This window comes from Catenibacillus scindens, from assembly GCF_014202115.1.
Lineage (GTDB): Bacteria > Bacillota > Clostridia > Lachnospirales > Lachnospiraceae > Catenibacillus > Catenibacillus scindens.
On sequence record NZ_JACHFW010000003.1, the window covers coordinates 81,682 to 100,854 of the forward strand.

Annotated in this window: 13 protein-coding genes and 2 pseudogenes; 6 read left to right on the forward strand and 9 right to left on the reverse strand. The window is 46.9% G+C overall.

Annotation, left to right across the window (positions count from 1 at the left end):
- Window positions 1-353 precede the first annotated feature (353 nt).
- On the forward strand, window positions 354-1,604 hold the full coding sequence (locus tag HNP82_RS05280) for an AraC family transcriptional regulator (RefSeq protein WP_183772253.1): 1,251 nt from the start codon (window positions 354-356) through the stop codon (window positions 1,602-1,604).
- Window positions 1,605-1,670: 66 nt separating this feature from the next.
- Here HNP82_RS05280 and HNP82_RS05285 read toward each other — a convergent pair whose 3' ends face one another.
- The 8 genes from HNP82_RS05285 to HNP82_RS05320 all read right to left on the reverse strand — a co-directional run bounded on the left by HNP82_RS05285 (window position 1,671) and on the right by HNP82_RS05320 (window position 13,250).
- Window positions 1,671-2,684, reverse strand: coding sequence for a uroporphyrinogen decarboxylase family protein (locus HNP82_RS05285; RefSeq protein ID WP_183772255.1), 1,014 nt, complete (start codon window positions 2,682-2,684; stop codon window positions 1,671-1,673).
- A gap of 279 nt (window positions 2,685-2,963) precedes the next feature.
- Window positions 2,964-4,907, reverse strand: a complete 1,944-nt coding sequence (locus HNP82_RS05290) for an ABC transporter ATP-binding protein (protein WP_183772257.1) — start codon at window positions 4,905-4,907, stop codon at window positions 2,964-2,966.
- Window positions 4,891-6,720, reverse strand: coding sequence for an ABC transporter ATP-binding protein (locus HNP82_RS05295; RefSeq protein ID WP_183772259.1), 1,830 nt, complete (start codon window positions 6,718-6,720; stop codon window positions 4,891-4,893). Before HNP82_RS05295 ends, HNP82_RS05290 begins: the two co-directional genes overlap by 17 nt.
- Window positions 6,721-7,477: 757 nt before the next feature.
- A complete protein-coding gene (locus HNP82_RS05300) occupies window positions 7,478-8,155 on the reverse strand; it encodes an HAD family hydrolase (RefSeq protein ID WP_183772261.1) in 678 nt (225 codons plus the stop codon).
- A complete protein-coding gene (locus tag HNP82_RS05305) occupies window positions 8,148-9,200 on the reverse strand; it encodes a M42 family metallopeptidase (RefSeq protein ID WP_183772263.1) in 1,053 nt (350 codons plus the stop codon). Before HNP82_RS05305 ends, HNP82_RS05300 begins: the two co-directional genes overlap by 8 nt.
- Before the next feature lie 391 nt (window positions 9,201-9,591).
- A complete protein-coding gene (locus HNP82_RS05310; protein WP_183772265.1) occupies window positions 9,592-10,095 on the reverse strand; it encodes a TetR/AcrR family transcriptional regulator in 504 nt (167 codons plus the stop codon).
- A gap of 7 nt (window positions 10,096-10,102) precedes the next feature.
- A complete protein-coding gene (locus tag HNP82_RS05315) occupies window positions 10,103-10,444 on the reverse strand; it encodes a flavodoxin (RefSeq protein ID WP_183772267.1) in 342 nt (113 codons plus the stop codon).
- A 91-nt stretch (window positions 10,445-10,535) separates the two neighbouring features.
- Window positions 10,536-13,250, reverse strand: coding sequence for a glycosyl hydrolase family 2 protein (locus tag HNP82_RS05320; RefSeq protein WP_183772269.1), 2,715 nt, complete (start codon window positions 13,248-13,250; stop codon window positions 10,536-10,538).
- Window positions 13,251-13,613: 363 nt separating this feature from the next.
- On the opposite strand from HNP82_RS05320, the gene HNP82_RS05325 reads away from it, so the two are divergent.
- From HNP82_RS05325 to HNP82_RS18870, 3 genes and pseudogenes are all read left to right on the forward strand, one after another.
- Window positions 13,614-14,243 carry a CHAP domain-containing protein gene (locus HNP82_RS05325; protein ID WP_183772271.1) on the forward strand — a complete coding sequence of 210 codons (630 nt, stop codon included), beginning with the start codon at window positions 13,614-13,616 and terminating at the stop codon, window positions 14,241-14,243.
- A 257-nt stretch (window positions 14,244-14,500) separates the two neighbouring features.
- A pseudogene (locus HNP82_RS18865) lies at window positions 14,501-15,199 on the forward strand (AAA family ATPase); the annotation flags it as partial.
- 408 nt (window positions 15,200-15,607) lie between these two features.
- On the forward strand, window positions 15,608-16,078 hold the full coding sequence (locus HNP82_RS18870; RefSeq protein ID WP_279288883.1) for a PD-(D/E)XK nuclease domain-containing protein: 471 nt from the start codon (window positions 15,608-15,610) through the stop codon (window positions 16,076-16,078).
- Window positions 16,079-16,199: 121 nt separating this feature from the next.
- On the opposite strand, the gene HNP82_RS05335 is transcribed toward HNP82_RS18870, so the two are convergent.
- Entirely contained in the window at window positions 16,200-17,591 is a 1,392-nt protein-coding gene (locus tag HNP82_RS05335; RefSeq protein ID WP_183772273.1) for a DUF4214 domain-containing protein, read from the reverse strand.
- Window positions 17,592-17,960: 369 nt separating this feature from the next.
- Here HNP82_RS05335 and HNP82_RS18875 point away from each other — a divergent pair.
- Window positions 17,961-18,704, forward strand: a pseudogene (locus tag HNP82_RS18875) (alpha-L-rhamnosidase N-terminal domain-containing protein); the annotation flags it as partial.
- 75 nt (window positions 18,705-18,779) lie between these two features.
- Complete coding sequence (locus HNP82_RS18880; RefSeq protein WP_456298369.1) at window positions 18,780-19,145, forward strand: family 78 glycoside hydrolase catalytic domain; 366 nt, start codon at window positions 18,780-18,782, stop codon at window positions 19,143-19,145.
- Window positions 19,146-19,173: the final 28 nt, after the last annotated feature.

Consider the following 19,173-nt stretch of genomic DNA (forward strand, 5'->3'; position numbering starts at 1 on the left):
ACATACCTCCAATTTTTGGTAACAGTTCCGCCATCAGGAACAGGGCGGCGTACGCACGGCGCAGCGGCAGGCGCAAACTGAACTGTTACATTTTTTGTTGACTTGTATCTTTTTTCCCGCCGTCCTGAACTATTACGTTAAATTTATTATAACATATCCCAAATACTTCCGTGGAATTTTTTACAGAATATCGGCAATTATTTTGCAAAATTTCCAGACAAAAAAAAGGATTTCCGCAGCCCGATTATTTATCTTTCGATCTGATATATTTACAATTTTCCCGAAAATATGCTATAATTTTTCCAAGAATAATTATGTATATCTCAAAATTTTTACCAGAGGAAGAATGCAATATGATCCCCTACTTATATACAGTTGTCGACCAGAAAAAACTTAATGAAATGCTCACTGCCTTCCACTGCTGTACCGGACTGCCTGTGCGGATACTTGATGACAAGGGACATGCCCTGGATCCGGACACTTCAGGCTGTGCCTACTGCGCTATTTTCCGCAAATACGCCAAATCTGACGATATGTGTGAAAACGTCCATCTGAAAGCCTGCCGCTATTCCATATCCCTGGGAGAAACCTACATTTTCACCTGCCCGGCGGGGCTCAATCACATCGTTTTCCCGCTGATGAATAAAGAATCCCTTTTCGGCTCTGTCCTTGTAGGCCCGTTTCTTCTAAACGCCCCGGACGCTATTATGCTCTCAGACCTGTCCCGGCGTTACCCGGATATCCCTACCAGCGATCTTCTGGAACTTTATGACGAGGCGCAGAATATTCCTGTAATCACACCCCACACCGCCGGTCAGGTCAGCAAGCTTTTGTACTACCTATTTTCCAACCTCATGAACGAGAGCCGCCAGATCCTCCTGGAAAAGCAGAAGCGCCTCTCTCAGCAGTCTCAGATCAACGAGAGCATCCAGAGCTACAAAAACCACATTCTGGATACAAGTTCCTACCCTGTAGAAAAAGAAAATGATCTGATCACCAAGGTAAAAAACGGCAATGTGGCCCAGGCCAAGGGGATTCTCAACGATCTTTTAGGCTACGTTCTCTTCGCAGAGGGAGGGAAGCTGGAAACCATTAAATCCCGGGCCCTGGAGCTTTGCGCTCTTCTGTCCAGGGCGTCCATTGAAGCCGGCGGGATGGCCGATCCCATCCTCCATCTGAACACTGGCTTTATCCACAAGATCGCCCAGTGCCAGACCTATGAATCCCTGTGCTACATCCTCCAGGACATTGTAGAAACGTTCGCCAACAACCTGTTAAGCCATAGCAATATTAAAAACCGGGATCTTATGAAAAAGGCGGTCAGCTACATCAGCCAGCACTACAGCGAACCTCTCACATTAAATATTGTGGCCAATCAGGTTCATCTTAACGCCTCCTATTTTTCCACACTGTTTAAAAAGGAAATGGGGATGTCCTTTAAAGAATACTTGAACCAGGTGCGCATTGAAGAGAGCAAACGCCTGCTGGCCAACAGCAGCTTCTCCATTATTGATATCGCCGTATCGGTAGGTTTTGAAGATCAGAGTTATTTTTCAAAAGTATTTAAAAAATATACCGGAATCACTCCAAAGCAATTCCGGTAAATCTGTGTACTGATTCAGCCATGGCGCCGGGAATACCGGATTCATGGCTGAATTATTATCAATATATTATTTCCCACTGTAAAAATCTTTTACCGCCTGGAAGAAAGCGTCAATATTCTCCCATGGGGACATGGGCGGAATATCGCACCCGGAGGAGATGACAAAATTGTCCATATCTTTGCACTCATCCAGCACTTTCAAGGTGCTTTCCCGGATAGACTCCGGTGTGCCGTTTTTAAATTCCCCGGCAGGGTCAACGTTCCCCGCGCCCACAATATGGGGCGGGATGTGGGACATCATCTCTTTCATGTTAATAGCGTTGCCGAAATGAAGAACAGGGCTGCCAGTGGCCACAATGGAATCAATCTGCTGAATGGTGCAGTTTCCGCAGTTGTGGTAGACTACAATGAAGTCATCCTCCTGAACTTTGTCGATGATCTTTTTTACATACTCCGCCGAGAACTCTTCCGCCAGAGCTGGAGAGAGAAGTCCGGCCAGAGGCTCCGCCATAACAACACCATTGGCCCCCGCCGCTTTAAAGGCCAGAATATAATTTGTAATAAATTCACTGGCTTTTTCAAGAACCAGATGAACGGAATCCGGATCGTCGTAGCACCAGATCATGGCCTCCGACACATCCAGAAGCCTTCCTGTGAGGGAGAAAGGCCCGATCACCCCGGCCAGTACCGGACGGTCTGTAATCATCTCCACCGCCTTTTTTATGGCTTCCACATAAATACCTGTGCGGCCGCTGCCGATTTCCGGCACTTTAAGCGCTCCCGCGTCATCCTCATCCTTAACCACAGCCCCGATCACTGTAGGCACCTCATCGTCTGACACCCGTATTGTGGAGCCGAAACACTCTGCCTCCACAGAGAGATCCATAAAGCTCACGGACGCCGCCGTGTCCACCCGGTCCGCCACCGCTTTCATGCACTGAGCCTGCAGATCGCTGCTTTCAATAAGCTGGCGCACCGTAATACCCATAAGCTGTATCCCCGGAAATGAAAGCACCGGCAGCGGCTTTTTCACCGGTGCAGCCTTCACATCTTCTACCCATTGTCTCATATTTCGTTTCATTAATATGTCCTCCCCTTTGATTTCCTGAAATAATTGCTGCAACCGTTCAGGACGGCGCATCTTCTAACCCGCCGTTCTAAACTATTTTCAAGCCCCGCTTGCGGGTCTTGGCGCGGGATTCTTCCCACATCTGATAAATAATTATCCCATGTCCCCACATTTTTTCTATTATTTTTACTATTTTTTTTGTAATTTTTTTGTATCATTTAATTTTTTCAATTTCCGTAACAGTTCAGCCCTCGCCATCCCTGATGGCTGAACTGTTACCAATTTCCGTCATCAGAGCGGGGCAAATTTTTGTTCCCCGTCCTGATAATACTGGGCCTGAGCCGTCCACATCTCACAATATTTGCCCTTTGTATCCGCCACAAGGATTTGATGGCTGCCCCGCTGAACGATACGGCCCTGGTCAAACACAAGGATCTCATCGCAGAACTGGCAGGAGGACAGGCGGTGGCTGATATAAACTGCCGTCTTGTCCTCAATAATATCGTTAAACTTGCTATAAATCTCCATCTCCGCCACAGGATCCAAAGCCGCCGTCGGCTCATCAAGAATCACGAAAGGAGCGTCTTTGTACAGAGTCCGGGCAATGGCAATTTTCTGCGCTTCACCTCCGGAAACTTCCACACCCTCTTTATCCAGATCTTTATACAGATAGGTGTCAAGACCGTCGGGCATTTTATCCAGACGCCGGGAAAAACCGGCTTTTTCCAGACATTCCTTCACCCGTTCCCGGTCATAATCTTTTACTCCGGCCACATTTTCCCCAAGAGGCAGGGCAAAGAGAACAAAATCCTGAAAAACAACAGAAAACAGCCGGATATAATCGCTGTACCTGTATTGGCGTATATCCACGCCGTTGAGAAGAATCTGCCCCTCAGTCGGATCGTACATCCGGCACAAAAGCTTGATAAATGTAGTCTTTCCCGAACCATTCATCCCAACCACCGCTGTGCGCCGGCCCATTTTAAATGCCATAGTGACATGTCTGAGGGCATAATCCTGGCTTCCCGGATACTTAAAAGATACATCCCGAAATTCAATCTCAAACTCTTTATTGGACGCCGGCTGATCCGGCAGCCCCTTACCTGCAGCAGTCCTGTTATCCGCAGTTCCCTCAATAGGCCGGGAACCCTGATACATTTTGTCAGGAATATCCAAAAACGCAAAAGTATTTTTCAGATAAGCGGCGTTAAACCGCATCACCCCCAGGGATCTTAGGAGATTTGTCAGACCAAGGAAAAGACTGGTGATCGCCCCAACGTACTGGGCAATGGAGCCTACGCCAAATGCCCCGGCCCAGGCTTTCATACAAACAAAGAGATAGACAGCCCCTGTCAGTATTGCCGAAAGGCTGGCGGACAGGCCGTTCCATAATCCCATAGGGCCGGCAAAAGTTTTCGCCAGCACTCCGCCCCGCCGAAACATATCCATCCTCTCCATATAAGGGTTGCACACATTTTCCTGCTGCTCATAAACGCGCAGATCCGCCGCCCTCTCCCGCTCTGTACACATATTTCCAAAAAAGGCAAAAAAACGATTGGAGAGCATAATCTCCCCGGAAGCTTTATCCACGCACCCGTTAGCTTTGTCTGAACATACAAAAGAGAACAGCGTCACAAAGAGAAGTATACCAAGGATCACCACAAGACACAGGGGATGATTAAGCCATCCATAGCCTCCGTCCACAGGAACTTTGCTGGCAAACAACGTGACAGACAGGCCCACGCCGCCCACAATGCGGGCCAACTGCCCGGCCATCTGGGCCGTCCTGTAGATGCTGTCTTTCAGCCCCCAGCCGCCCCAGTTGTCCGACTGGCAGATCTGAGAGTAGGTATCGTACACATACTGGCTGTCTATATTTTCAAAATCCATTCCGATCATTTTATCTATGTAAATCTTTTCCACACCCTGACTACAGACAGCTTCCTCATAGTTTTTCCAACGAAGCAGAAGAGCCCGCCCCGCCGCGAGAACTGCAGAAGATACAAGCTGGATAACAACCAGGCGAAAAAGGATGCGGGGATCCCGCTCCGACACCAGCTCGTTAAGGATACGGGCAGACAGCCACACTTCCACCAGAGGAATGGCGGCGTTAGACACCTCATATAAAATGCCCGATATAAACAAGGACGGACAGAGGCTCCCCAGAACCTTCCATGAACGCCCCTGCCATCTGATAGCTTCTGTGAAAGATATTTTTTCATTTTCCTGATTCATGAGTTCCCCCTCCTTCCTGATAATACCGGCTCTGAATCTCAAAAAGGCGGGCATAAGCGCCACCGGCGTCCATTAGCGCTTCGTGACTGCCTTCTTCAGCAATCTTTCCATGTTCCAAAAACAGAATCCGGTGGCAGAACCGGGTGGATGCCAGCCGGTGGGAAATAAACAGGGATGTCCGTCCGTGGGTCATCTTGGAATACTTCATATAAATATCATTTTCCGCGATAGGGTCCAGGGCCGCTGTAGGCTCATCCAGGGCAAGAATGGGCGCGTCTTTATATAATGCACGGGCCAGCATAAGGCGCTGGGTCTGACCACCGGACAGTTCCACGCCATTCTCAAAAACCTGACGCCCCACAGGAGTATCAATCCCCAGGGGAAGATCCCTGACAACCTGAGTCAGCCCGGCCTGGTCAATGCATTTCCACACTTTGTCAGTATTAATCCCGTCAACCCGCTGGGCCACATTCTGGGCCACACTGGCTTCTAACAGTGAAAAATCCTGGAACACCGCACAAAACATCCGGTAATAATCTCTCCGGTCATACTTTCGTATATCCCGTCCGTTGAGCAGCACCTGCCCCTGTGTAGGGTCAAGGAAACCGCAGATCAGCCGCACCAGGGTGGTTTTTCCCGCGCCGTTTAATCCTACAATAGCCACCTTCTCTCCGGGATGAATCGTGAGAGAAATATGGGACAGAGTATCCTTTTCGCTGCCAGGATAACGGTAGGACACATCATCCAGGCAGAGTTCATATGATTTCTCCGGGTCCGCCTCCAGGGGCTCGCCATCATCAAATTTAAAAGGCTCCGGCCATTCCAGAAATTCCCGCAGAGCGGAAATATCCAGACTTTGAAGATGAAGCTGGGAAAATTTTTCCAAAATTCCTGTCACCCACTGGGTAAATCCGCTGACTGCGTTAAAATAGAGCAAAAATTCCGAGGCCGCCAGCCCCTGAGTCAATGTCAGGGTAATCAGGTAGGCGTAGGCAATGCCGTTGCGGGCAAATGTCAGCACAAGATCCACAGCATTGCCCCACAAATATGCTGCCTCCCTTCGGGCCACAAATGCCCGGTACAGCCCCATTGTCTTATCCCACACATCTTCCAGCCAGTCTCTCAGACCAAAAACACGGATATCTTTGGCATAGGAGCGCCGGGTTGAAACGCGGTGAATATAGGCCAGCCGCTCATGACAGGCAGACTCCTCCTCCCGGTGGCGGTACCCCCAACTGTTGAACCGCTTATTGACACAATAACCGGCCGCCGTTGTTGCGATCACCACCACAGTCAGCAGAGGATGAAGGCCGGACAGCAGAGTCAGATAGACAATAAAACCAAAGATGTTGGTCAAAATATCTGTCCATGTGGTCCATATAGCCTCCGTTGCCTCCCTGTTGGCCGATGTGGACTTTAAGGCTTTGCTCTGGCTGTTAATAAATTTCGTATCGAGGGTATTCGGGTAGGAAGTTCCCGCCACTTTACTGTCGATCTGCCGCAGCAGATTCATACGCACAGCAATCCGGCCGATAAACCCGCCGTCTTTCAGCCATGCGCCCAGTCCGGCCAGAATAAACAGGATCAGGGTAAATCCCAAAATCGACAAAATCAGACTGGTCAGAGGGACTTTTTCCTCCACTTCCATAAGCAGTACCGGCCCCACAAGCAGCTCAGCCACCGACTGTCCGGCAGTGGCCGCCGCCAAAAGAACCCCAAGCACCGGAACGCTTTTTCGGGTTTTCCAGGCAGTTTTTAACATAAAAGCGGTATTTTGCCAGATGTTGTATGCCCCTTTGTTTTGATTTTTCATTTTCTCATCTCCGGAAATATTATAAAATAGTATCTTCCATATTAAAGTATATTCCTGAAATATTCAACACTCCCAGTTTTATTTCCAAAGCCGGGGCGCCAGATCCGCCATATCATTTGAATCTGACAGTTATTTATTCCCGATTATTGTCACTTTTTTCTTAAAAAATGGTTTTATAAGAAAAAAGACTTGCCATTCTCTACAATATTGTTTTTGTCCGCTCACAGCTTGCACAAAAACATTCTTTAAAAAAATAAATTTTTGTGAACACTTCCCGCCAAAGATTCAGTATTATAATAACCGTAAACCCCCCCCAATACATTATATAGTTTTTTGTTACACCCCATATGAAACAAAAATACCTTCTCCAAAAAGGAAAAGCAGCCGTTCGGATTTGGCTGCTTTTTCTTTTTTTACAGTTCAACAATAAGAGAACGGGCAGACTGAAACCTTATTATTTTCCCACAAACGACGGCCATTTGTGGCTATCTGCCCAAAACCTTCCTTTTTAAAAAACCGTAAATTCATAGATTACACAAAAATATCCAGCAAAAAAATCTTTTGTGATATCGTTCTCATGTTTTGCACAAAAACATCCTCCAAAAAAAAAGATTTTTGTGAACACTTCCCGCCAAAGATCATGTATTATAATAACCGTAAACCCCCCCAATACATTATATAGTTTTTTGTTACACCCCATATGAAACAAAAAATACCTTCTCCAAAGAAAAGGCAGCCGAACGTTGGCTGCCTTTTCTCATATCTGAAAATCCATATCCCGTCCATTGATCCTTTTGACAATTTCCGGAATATCTTTAAGACTTTCTCCCTTTGCCTGAATCAATGCCTTTAGTTCATCGTCAGGCGGGGTAAGATCCGGAACCATGACCGTCACAAGCCCGGCCGATGCCGCTGAGCGAACGCCGTTGGGGGAATCTTCTACGGCCATACAGTTTTTTGGCACCTCGCCGATCTGACTACAGGCGTACAGGTATATATCCGGCTGCGGCTTGCCATTTTCCACCATATCTGCGCAGATGATCTTGTTAAACTTATCCAGGACGCCGATCTGTGTCAGATATTTTCTGGCTCTCTCCCGATCGGTAGCTGTAGCCACCGCCGTCTTTATCCCCATAGATCTCAGTGCGTCCAAGGTTTCATCCACAAAAGGTTTTTTCTCAAGGCCATTTTCTGCGATATGGCGGGCCATCAGTTCCTTTCTCCGTGCCCGCACCGCCGGATAATCAAAGTTTTTCCCGAAGATTTTCTTCAACAGCGGGCCGGCGTATTTCCCGGCCAGGCTTCGGATGAGAAGTCCATGCTCCGGCCGGACGTCAAATCCTGCTTCTCTGCCGGCCTGCACCCAAAATCGAACCAGATATTTTTCTGTGTCGATTAAAACCCCATCCATATCGAAGATTACCGCGTTAATCATGGTCATCCTCCAGTCCTGTGTAGCCTTTGATCAGCGCCAGAGTATTCATCATCCCCTGGATATGGGTGCGCTCCATACCATGGGAGGCATGAACCCCCTGGCCGATGAGCGCCCCGCGGATATTATTGCCGCCACGCAAAGCCGCAGAAACATCGGAACCATAATGAGGAAAAATATCTACCGCATAGCCAAGTCCCAATTCTTCGGCGATCTGGATCAGCCGGTTGGTCATATCATAATCATAGGGCCCGGAAGAATCCATGGCGCAGATGGACACCTTTGTCTCGTTCCCGGTAAGATCGTCCCCCAAAGCCCCCATGTCCACCGCCAGAAACTCCTGGATATCCGACGGTATAAAGCTGGCGCCGTGGCCGATCTCCTCATAATTGGTAAAAATAATCTTCAGTGTTTTTTCCGGCTGCTTCCCTGTCTCATGGAGATATTTCAGGAAAGTCATCAACACCGCCACGCTGGCTTTGTCGTCCAGATGCCGTGATTTGATAAAGCCGCTGGGCGTATATTCAAATCTTGGATCAAAGCTGATATAATCTCCGGCACCGATGCCGAGCGCCTCCACTTCTTTGTCGCTCTCCACGATCTCATCAATACGGATCTCCATATTTTCAGCCACCCTCTCCTGGGTACGGCAGTCGTCATATACATGGACGGACGGTTTTGTGGTCAGCACTGTCCCTGTGTAAGTCCTTCCGTTTCTGCGGCAGTGGATCTTACAGTACTCCCCTTCAATGGTAGACATCATATAACCGCCCACAGGAAAAATCTTCAGACAACCATTCTTTGTGACCGACCGCACCATTGCCCCCAGGGTATCCCCGTGGGCGCCAAGGCCAAGAACTTCCCCTGATTTTCCGGCCACTTTAATAATAATACCGCCCTTATTATTATGTTCCACAGGATAGCCCATAGCCCACGCCTCCTGCGTGAGAAAATCCATAACCTCTTTGGTATACCCTGACGGGCTGGGAATATTCACGATCCGCTCCAATATGGAAATCATATATCTTTGCTGTTCTTCTCTTGTCATTTTTCGCACCTTCCTGTCTTTTGTCCGCAGATAATTACACTTTATTATAATCGAAATAATCCCCCTTTAAAAGATATGGAACCTGTTTTTGTCTGATTTTTGTATATTTTGTCACATACCCAAAAGAAACTCCTGTTTTACCCTCACGGCATTTTGCATAGAAAGTGTTTCAAATTTTTTCCATCTTTGTTGACACTTTATTTGCCTCCCATGGTATTATAATAACCGTAAACCCCCCCAATACATTATATAGTTTTTTGTTACACCCCATATGAAACAAAAAATACCTTCTCCAAAGAAAAAGACTGTCCCTGAGGAATGAAATTTCTCATGGGGCAGTCTTTTTCTTTATTTTCTTCCGTTTCCTGATATCATTGATTTAGATCGCATCTTATAAAAAGGATTTCAATAACCGAAGCAAAAAAGGCTTTGCCAATTCAAAAATCGTACAGTCACCCTCTTTTATCCCTGCCTGTTTCATAGCTGCTAACTGCTTTTCTGTATGAGTAGTAAATGGATGTATTCCAAACAGAAACGGAAAGAAACTATAAAGGAACTCCTTCCTGTCCTTATCTGTCATGACAGGGAAAAACTTTTCCAGACATCCGGCCAAAGCATCAAAAGCTCCTGCGTAAGACTTTTTGAAATCTAACAGATTTTCCAGCCTGCTGTTGACTTCCATATCATAAATGCTCATGGACATCAGCTTCAGCATACAGCCGCGTTTTTCCAAAATACGGGCCATCGTTTCCGCAAATGCTTCCGCATCTATGGAAGTATTCTGGCACATCATTTCTTCTATATCCGCAATCCAGGCATCATGTTCCCGTTTCAAAAGTGCCAGAAAGATTTCTTCTTTTCTTGCGTTCGTTAATTCTTCAGACCCCCTTGGCATAGCCGCCTCACTCTCCCAGAACGGACTTTGACCGTGCAGCCGCTCCGCTGTTTACCAGTTTTCCCCGTTTCCAGTTTGCCTTTGAACAGTGTTCTCTCAGGCTCTTCTCTGCTTTGCCGATACCGCTTCCTCCGGAAGTTGCGAAAGGAATCAAAGTCTTGCCGGAGAAATCATAGCTCTCCAGGAAGGTATCCACGATTCTCGGCTCTACATACCACCAGATAGGGAAGCCGATGAAAATAGTATCGTATTGCTCCATATTTTCAACTTTTCCTGCAATCTCCGGGCGGCAGGCTGGATCGCTCATCTCTGCACACATTGACTGCAAACCGTTATCTGACCATGTCATAGGGAACGCAGTTTCCTATGACAAAAAAATCCCGCATACAGCCAGTCTCTCAAGACCAACCATATGCGGGATTTTAGCCCCGCCTGTGTACTCAATACACGCAGGCTCGCACATCTCCGATAATACCTATCGGTTCCTGAACAATGGGCGGATTTCTGAAAGGATTGTTCTTATCTTCCATGCCGCTGACTTTGCGGTACAGGGTTGTGGCCACTTCAATCCGCAGTGTATTTTCCCCGGTTTTCACCTTATCCTTTATATCAAAGACATAAGGCAAAGCGATCACCATACCTGCGTAGCTGTCATTGACCCACACTTCAACGCCTTCATAGGCCTGGTCGATGACTAATTTTTCCGGGAGATCACTGTCGCCGGAAAGAGTAAATGTATTCTCATAGCGGATAAATCCGGAGAAATCTCTGGCCAGCCGGCCGATATCATGAAGTTCATCTACCACAGCCAGAGGCTTAAAGTCGGGATACTGTTTCGTCTCGCACAGGGAAACCTGCCACGGACCTTCCACCTTTCGGTTTCGTCCACTACCGGTATAAAATTCCGGAAGGTTATCCACACATTCGTCAAAGATAAACACAGCGCTCTCGCCAGGAGCCAGTTTAAGAGTGATCCGGCTCTCCCCGCCCAGATCTTTGACATCTGCTTTATACATCCGGTTTTCCATGGCGTCATAACGGAAAGCAGGACCTGCGGCCGACACGGTCACCGTGCCGTCAAAACACTGCCCCGGATCCCCGTTGAAAAACATATATATATGTGCCTGATCCTGGACATAGTGATAATATCTGAACCGTTTAAATGACTGATCCAGGGAAATCTCACAAACACCCTTCCCCTGAAGGCAGCCGGCAAGTTCACAGAGGGCTGCCACGCATCCGCAGCCTTCCATCTCTCTCATCAGTTCTGCAGACACCTCCTTAGGCACATCACAGATTCCCTCAGGGCGTCCGTCAACAAACACTACAGGAAAACCTTCCTTCTGGGCCTTTATAATAAACCGGGCCACCGCCTGGGTAATAAACTGGGAGTAAGGAAGAACCAGCGCCTTGTATGTATTGCCATTAATCTCAAGAAGGGCCATTCCCTCCTTCTCCCCCGCCGGTGTCAGGCCAGTGTTAAAATACTCCCCAAAGGCAAACACATCCGCCGGAACAATATCAAAGTCGATCTGATGTTCCATAAGCTCTCTTGCCGGTTTCTGATCAAACATATAGCCGCCGCTCCACTCAGCCTCGCCATGATACAGAAGCGCCGCCTGAACAACGCTGCGGCCATGGTTAAACAGATGGCACATCCGATTCATATACGCCATCAGCTTTCCAAAATGGCGGTACTGGGGATTTTCCCCGTGGGCGTAAAAATGAGGCGGGCAGTCCGGATCAGGAAATGCTTTCGGCGAGAACGCGTGGGGTACAAAATAATTTAAACCCTGCACAAGAAAATGATCCGCCAGATATTTCATTGTCTTTACGCCGGTATTCCATCCGTAGGCGCCGAAAATCTCGCACATGGCCCTTCCCTGCTTTTTCGGATCAATATGGGCATAGGACGAGCCCAGTTTCCCAAGCTCAAAGTGGAAAAACTCACCCTGCCCGCCTTTGGCGAAACCGTCTAGCCGGCGGTTATAATCCCCTCCCGGAATCACCTGATTGCCGATGTCGTCAATGCCGGCCATGTGTTGTCCTTTCATGGCCCGGAAGAAATGGCCCATACTGCTTCCAAGACGGCTGTGCTGCCCGCCGTCCTCCACAATATGGCCGATATATTCCACGCCGTGATCCTCGCACCATTTACCAATCTGTCCGCTGAAGCTTTTTGAGATCAGCTCTGTCACGGCGTCCATATATCCGTAGCGTGTCCGGCCGGTTTCCAGATCATCATCCATGGCCGTCCAAAGGGCAGGGAGAACTTTCACATAATCTTTTCCGAGTCGCTCTTCCATCATGGCATTCATATCTTTATTCCATGGCAGATGCATCTTTTTCCGCCCGATGGACTCGTCAAAGGCAAAACCTTTCGTATTGCCAACCGCCGGCTCATCGGAGAAGAAACCGGCGATAGTCTTTCCGAAATCGTCTTTATAATGGGCGTAATGAGGTTCATACACAGCCTCGATCTGAACATGGCAGGAATCCGCGTCAAGCATGTTAATGTAATTTGTTTTTCCGCCGCCGTTTCTCGTCAGATAAAACACAAAGATCCGCCATACGCCTTCCGGCGCGTCCCATTCCAGCCATCCGTCTTTCACCTTATCGGTAAGCACCACAGTGTCCCTGCTCACCGTGTCCCCTTCCAGCACTCTGGCAGCCACAACAGCAAAAAGCTGATCATCGTCAAATTTTCTCGGATTTTGCTCATCAAAAATGGGATTAACAAAATCATGGATCGTCGGCGCGTAGTGGGCCAGCTCCGCCACATGGAGGGACGCCTCCGCTACTGGGCCGTAAATATCCGCGCAGTTATAAGCCAGATATTGTTTGCACAGGCTGTCTTCTTTCTGTGGCAGCAATCCGTTGGCATAGCCTGTGGGGAAATGGGCGTCGTCCAAAATCCACACTTTCATATTCCGCTTCCTGGCTTCATCTAAAATAATATCCATATCGTGCCACCACCGAGGCCCGGCAAAATCCGGATGAGGACGCGCCTCCACACACACCGCGCCAATATTGGATTCATGGATCACTTTCATATATTCACGCAGAACGTCCTCGCTCTCGCCGTGCTGCCAAAAGAATGGGAAAATATAATTGTCACCCTGTCCTTTTAATACATCTTCAACAAATGTCTTCACCTTTTACCTCTCCTTTTCGCTCTTTTGACACATACTGTCCGAGTATACACCTATAGTTTATCATATTTCCCTGGAATTTGCCTACAGGAATTGATCATATTGCCCATCAAATGTGACATTTCCGGCCAACTGTCACAAAAGCCTTTTTCCCATCCAATAAACCCCACTTGATTTTAAGAGCCCCCTGTGGTATTATGAACAAGTTGTTAAGTTTTTGTTACATTTTATAAAGTTTTGTGAAGTAATTATGACTTATTGTTTACGCACATAGATACTCCCGCTTATCAGCGGCAGCGACTCTGTCCCCAGTTTGCACACCACGGTCAGGCCCCGTCCGGACAGCTCTTAGCAGAAAGGATATTTATGAAATTAAAATTTTTCGCCGGCGCCCTGCTCTGCGGCGCTCTCGCCCTGTTTGCTCCTGTCAACGCTCACGCCGAGGAAGTTGTCCCCATCACCTACGATGGGATGGCCACCGACTCCTTTCAGGGAATTGAGGCCAACTACATTACCGGCACCGGTAATTCCAATACCGGAGACTACTGCTGCGCCGGATATGTGATCAAATTTTACAAGCAGCTTTACGGTGTCGATACATATAATATCAACATTGTGTGGGGTATGCCGACTGTTGTGAAACCCGGCCACGACGTCCGGCTTGTGGAAGTTTCCGAGCCAAAGCCGGGGGATATGATGCAGTCCCTCACTTACTCCCACGTAGGCATTGTCAAAGCTGTAGAGGGGGACAAAGCCATCCTCATCGAGCAGAATTACAAGTGGTCCGAAGGCGGACAGACGGTGGCCGCCGTGGAGCGGGAAATCGGCTTTGACGAGGCCCATTTCTACCGCCTGATCATCGACGGCGAGGAAAAGTCTTTCGAGGAACCTCAGACCTATACACTTGAAGATCTGATGCAGATGCCTTCCATTACCGGAGAGGATCTGTCCAGTTTGGAGGAGGCTATTGCGCAGGAGGGCAGAAACGGTATATAACAGATCAAAGTAATGAAATGATCGTAATGAAATGATCACCTTACCTTATTGTAGGCAGTCATCATAGCTTTGGGTCCATCAACTTCTGACTGCGCTTTTCCTTTTATTTCATTCTAATAGTCCATATATTCTCCCCAGATCAGCTACATCAAGGCCCTGCAGGATTCCTCCTGCAAAACCTTGTCTTTGTGAAATTTGCATGATAATATGAGAACAGAAGAGACGGCTGGAACATCTTCAGGAAGGGGCGTTGATTAATGGGAGATGGAGAAAGAAAGAGATTACCGGTGGGAATAGAGAACTTTGAGGAAATCCGCACAGAAAACTTTTACTATATTGATAAGACTGGAATGATCAAAGATTTATTGACAAAGTGGAGTAAAGTCAATCTTTTTACCCGTCCTCGACGATTTGGAAAGTCACTGAATATGAGTATGCTGAAATGCTTCCTGTAGATAGGATGTAATCCGGCACTGTTTGAAGGACTGACGATTTCCGGTGAAAAACAGCTCTGTGAACAATATATGGGAAAATTTCCGGTTATTTCTATCAGCCTGAAAGGAATCAGCGGGGCTGATTACTGGTCAGCCCGTTCTCTTATATGTTCAGTCATCGGGGAAGAGGCGCTCAGGTATAGTGAACTGCTGAGTAGCAGCAGGTTATCTGTTCAGGAAAAAGAATTGTACAGGAAACTTATCAATGTTGACCCAAATAAACCGGGAAATTTTGGTATGCCTGACGATGTCTTAATGCGAAGTCTCAGAACTTTGTCGGTATTGGCGGAAAAACATTATGGAAAAAAGGCAATTATTCTTATTGACGAGTATGATGTTCCGCTGGCAAAGGCTAATGAACAAGGATATTATGATGAAATGGTTCTGTTAATCCGTAATATATTTGAGCAGGTGTTAAAAACCAATGACAGTCTTTATTTTGCTGTGTTGACAGGTTGTCTTCTTTTTAAAGAAACGCCATTGCCACTAGGCTCGACAAAACCTCGCCAAGTGGTCAAGGCGGGCTTTCCTACTAAGCTCGAAAAGACCTCACTAAGTGGTCAATGCCAAGAGAGCATTTTTACCGGACTTAATAATCCTAAAATCTTGTCTATCACAACGGTTCGCTTTGACGAATATTTTGGCTTTACTGACGATGAAATTGAAGCTTTGGTGGCGGGAGAAGCCGTAGTCAAAGAGATCCACGAAGAACTGACGTATAACAGGCTTTACGATTCCATTAATAATATTTGGAGTGTGTTGTTTATGACCGGATATCTGACTTATCGTGAAAGATTGACTGGAAAATTGTACTCTCTGGCTATTCCGAACACAGAAATACGAAATATCTTTACTGAACAGATTATGGAGATGTTTAAGAAGAATGTAGCACAAGATGGAAAAAATTTAAATGCATTTTGTGAAGCTCTGCAAAAGGGGGATGCTAATGCGGTACAGCAAAGATTTTCTGCCTATTTGAATAAAACGATCAGCATTAGAGATACATTTGTCAAAAAGTCTGCCAAAGAGAACTTTTATCATGGGATCATGCTGGGCATCCTTGGATACAAAAGTGGATGGTATGTGAGATCTAATAAAGAAACAGGAAATGGATACAGCGATATTTTTATCAAAGATGAGGAAAATACTGGAATTATCCTGGAAATAAAATATGCTGAAAATGGCAAATATGAATCTGCATGTAAAAATGCCCTGCATCAGATCAATGTTTGCGGATATGCGGATAGATTAAAATCAGAGGGATGCAGCAAAATTCTTAAATATGGCATTGCATGTTTTAAAAAGCAATGTCAGGTGGTGGTAGAAATAGATGGAGATTGAAATTAAGAGGATGCCGCGTAAGTTATATGCGGCATCCTCCCATTCAAGGCCATATTTTACCATAGATTTTGAAAATGAAAAAGGGGATTGCAATCCTTAGCAGAACGAACCGATTACCTGCTTACTCATCAGCAACAAACCCTTCCTCACCGTCTGCATTATAAATTCCATAATATGGAAGGGTATCTGTCGTTTGGACATTGAAAAATGCAGATAGCCATAATCTAAATCCTTCCGGCAAATCTGTCATAGGGATGCCCGGACGATAGATAAAAAATTCATCGGCGTTATCAAAACCATAAGGGGATGATACAATATAACGAATCCCATCCTCATAGTATACATCGCCCACAGTTCCATCCTGCGACAAATACTCAAGCCTCATTGAATATGTATACGCATCAATCTGTTGGGGCTGCGTAAATTTCCCTCTAAAATCACATATATAAACTGTCCCTCTTGGATATCCGCTGCCCCTATCTCCCATATCCGAATCAGAGTAATGACCGGTAAATGTTCCATCGTCATTTAAAGTAATCTGTGTCGCCCATCCCCCGGCGCCGCTGGAAAAAGTATATTCCGATGGCATCTCTTTAAAAATAGTGTTATCCACGTAAGTCACCGGCGTTCCTGCCCAGGAGCTGTTTAAGCCAAAGCTGGCCGCCAGTTGTCTGAACTCGTCCGAATCAGCAAATCCATAGAAAACAGCTTCTCTTGAGTTGCCTGCATCCAGATGGGCTGTCCACTCAGATAACCCCTTTGAGTCCGCTTCCCGGTCAAATAAGCCGAGATAAAGCGTTTTCACATAGTCTGCATTACTCAGATTTTTCTGCTGAAATTCCGAACTTAACACAAAGCCTTTGGCCGCTTCTTTCGCATCAATACGGCCTGTCAGAAGTTCGTTGGCCCAGTCATTAAGGCCGGCGTCGTCCGCTTTTCGTCCAAGAAATTTCTCGTAGCAGCGGTAAATAAACATGGTGACGCCCTGATTCTGGTCTTTCGGCGCCGTTAAAACTACTTCACCCCTCTGAATGCCATAGCTGTCGCAGATTTCCTGAAATTCACCGGAATTGGCAAATCCTTTATAGATATATTCTCTGGACATGCCTTTTTCAAGAAGATTCACCCAGCTTGCTTTTCCTTCCGCATCTGAAGGACGATTTAAAAAGGTTTGATAAAGCATTTCCACATAATCTGAATTACTTAAATTTCTGCCTTTTAATTCGGTACTGTAGATAAATCCATTGGCAACCTGGGCTCCCGTGGCCTGTCCGCTGACAAGCTGATTTGTCCATGCATTAAGGCCCCCTGCGTCCGGCTGTCTGCCAAGCACCAGCTGATACAATCGGGACACGAAACCTTCCGCGCTGTCGCTGCTATTCGCAGGCTCGTTATACTGGGGAAATTCCACACTTGCCGCCATAGTTCCATCAGTAACCTCAGAAGCCCACGCCGGCATTCCTGCCAGTAAAAGTGTGGCGGACATCATTAGCAAGATTCTTTTTCCCTTCATTCATATTCCTCCTTTAAAGACAAGATTATAAATGCCAGTTTTTTCATCGGTCATTTATAAATTTGCTGTATTGGAGTTGCCCGACAAATGAGCAACTCATATTATAATTATATGACAATTCATTTTTATCTTCAATGAAATTGTTGATTTATCCTGCGGCCCCTTTTTCTTATCGTTTTTAGCCGAAAATTTCACGCGATTTGCCATTTCCCCGCAATAAAATATGAATTAATATAGTTGTACAAAGTCCAACCCGATATATCCGGTGGGGAGATGTCCGCTGACGCTGACCCGTCCCCCCGCCAGAACTGGCGAAGGAGTCCTTAATTTGACATTAAAATTTATATTTTAACGGAAAGGGGTTTAATCATGAAAATTTTTGATTGTAAAACTAATCATATGACAAATCCTCTTGGCTTTTATCTCGGTACGCCAAGGGTGTCGTGGAAGGTATCAGACACAGAGGGGAAATCTCAAAAAAACGCCCGGATCTATGTGTCCTAAACTCCCGATTTTACCCAACTCATTTATGATTCCGGCGTAAGTGAAGAGGCGTCAAGCCTGGGATGGGAAATTCCGGTAAAGCTCCGGCCATATACCCGGTACTACTGGAAGGTTGCCGTGGAAGCGGATAACGGTGAACATGGGATCAGCGAGACGTCCTGGTTTGAAACGACAAAGCCGGACGGGCCATGGGATGGCCAATGGATCGGTTACTGGGAATCAGATACTCAAAACCCGGTTTTTTGTAAAGACTTTTTTGTGGACAGGGAAGTGGAGGACGCCAGGATCTATGTTTGCGGGCTCGGCGTCTATGAAGTTTTTCTTAACGGGGAAAAATGCGGTGACGAATATTTGGCGCCGGGGTGTAATGACTACAATATGTGGCTTCAGTACCAGACCTATGAAGTCCGGCTGAAAAAAGGCGAAAACCACATCGAGGCCAGTCTTGGAAATGGGTGGTACAAAAGCTCCATGGGATTTGGCGGCCCGGATTATGGCAGTGATTTCCGCCTGATTTTGGAGATCCGAAAAGGAGAACAGCTTTTTTGTGCGACAGACGCCTCATGGACCGTCCGCCACGGCGATATTATATCCAACAGTATTTACAACGGCGAATGGTACGCTCCCGGCAGCGGCCAGAAAATCTGCGCAGCCAAAACAGTTGAAGGAAACGGCGTGAAACTTATGCCGCGGCTGTCCCTTCCCGTAAGGATTAAAGAGAAAATACGACCCAAAGAGCTGATTCACACTCCCGCGGGGGAATGGGTTCTGGATATGGGACAAAACATGACCGGATTTGTGCAGTTTGTGGCCGATGCGCCCAAAGGGGCAAAAATCCGTCTTCTTCATGGGGAGATTCTCCAGGAGGGAAATTTTTATAACAAGAACCTTCGCAGCGCAAAGGCGGAATATGTATATATTTCCGATGGGCAGCGCCGCCTTGTCTCCCCTCATTTTACATATTATGGATTTCGCTATGTAAAAGTAGAAGGCCTCTCAGACATCCATCTGGAAGATTTTACCGGATGTGTCCTCTATTCCGAGCTTTAGGACACTGGGACGCTGACAACGGATCACC

Coding starts and splice junctions, on each gene's coding strand:
- HNP82_RS05280 (WP_183772253.1), top strand. CDS start 354: ATGATCCCCTACTTATATACAGTTGTCGACCAGAAAAAACTTAATGAA.
- HNP82_RS05285 (WP_183772255.1), bottom strand. CDS start 2,684: ATGAAACGAAATATGAGACAATGGGTAGAAGATGTGAAGGCTGCACCG.
- HNP82_RS05290 (WP_183772257.1), bottom strand. CDS start 4,907: ATGAATCAGGAAAATGAAAAAATATCTTTCACAGAAGCTATCAGATGG.
- HNP82_RS05295 (WP_183772259.1), bottom strand. CDS start 6,720: ATGAAAAATCAAAACAAAGGGGCATACAACATCTGGCAAAATACCGCT.
- HNP82_RS05300 (WP_183772261.1), bottom strand. CDS start 8,155: ATGATTAACGCGGTAATCTTCGATATGGATGGGGTTTTAATCGACACA.
- HNP82_RS05305 (WP_183772263.1), bottom strand. CDS start 9,200: ATGACAAGAGAAGAACAGCAAAGATATATGATTTCCATATTGGAGCGG.
- HNP82_RS05310 (WP_183772265.1), bottom strand. CDS start 10,095: ATGCCAAGGGGGTCTGAAGAATTAACGAACGCAAGAAAAGAAGAAATC.
- HNP82_RS05315 (WP_183772267.1), bottom strand. CDS start 10,444: ATGACATGGTCAGATAACGGTTTGCAGTCAATGTGTGCAGAGATGAGC.
- HNP82_RS05325 (WP_183772271.1), top strand. CDS start 13,614: ATGAAATTAAAATTTTTCGCCGGCGCCCTGCTCTGCGGCGCTCTCGCC.
- HNP82_RS18870 (WP_279288883.1), top strand. CDS start 15,608: ATGTTTAAGAAGAATGTAGCACAAGATGGAAAAAATTTAAATGCATTT.
- HNP82_RS05335 (WP_183772273.1), bottom strand. CDS start 17,591: ATGAAGGGAAAAAGAATCTTGCTAATGATGTCCGCCACACTTTTACTG.
- HNP82_RS18880 (WP_456298369.1), top strand. CDS start 18,780: ATGCCGCGGCTGTCCCTTCCCGTAAGGATTAAAGAGAAAATACGACCC.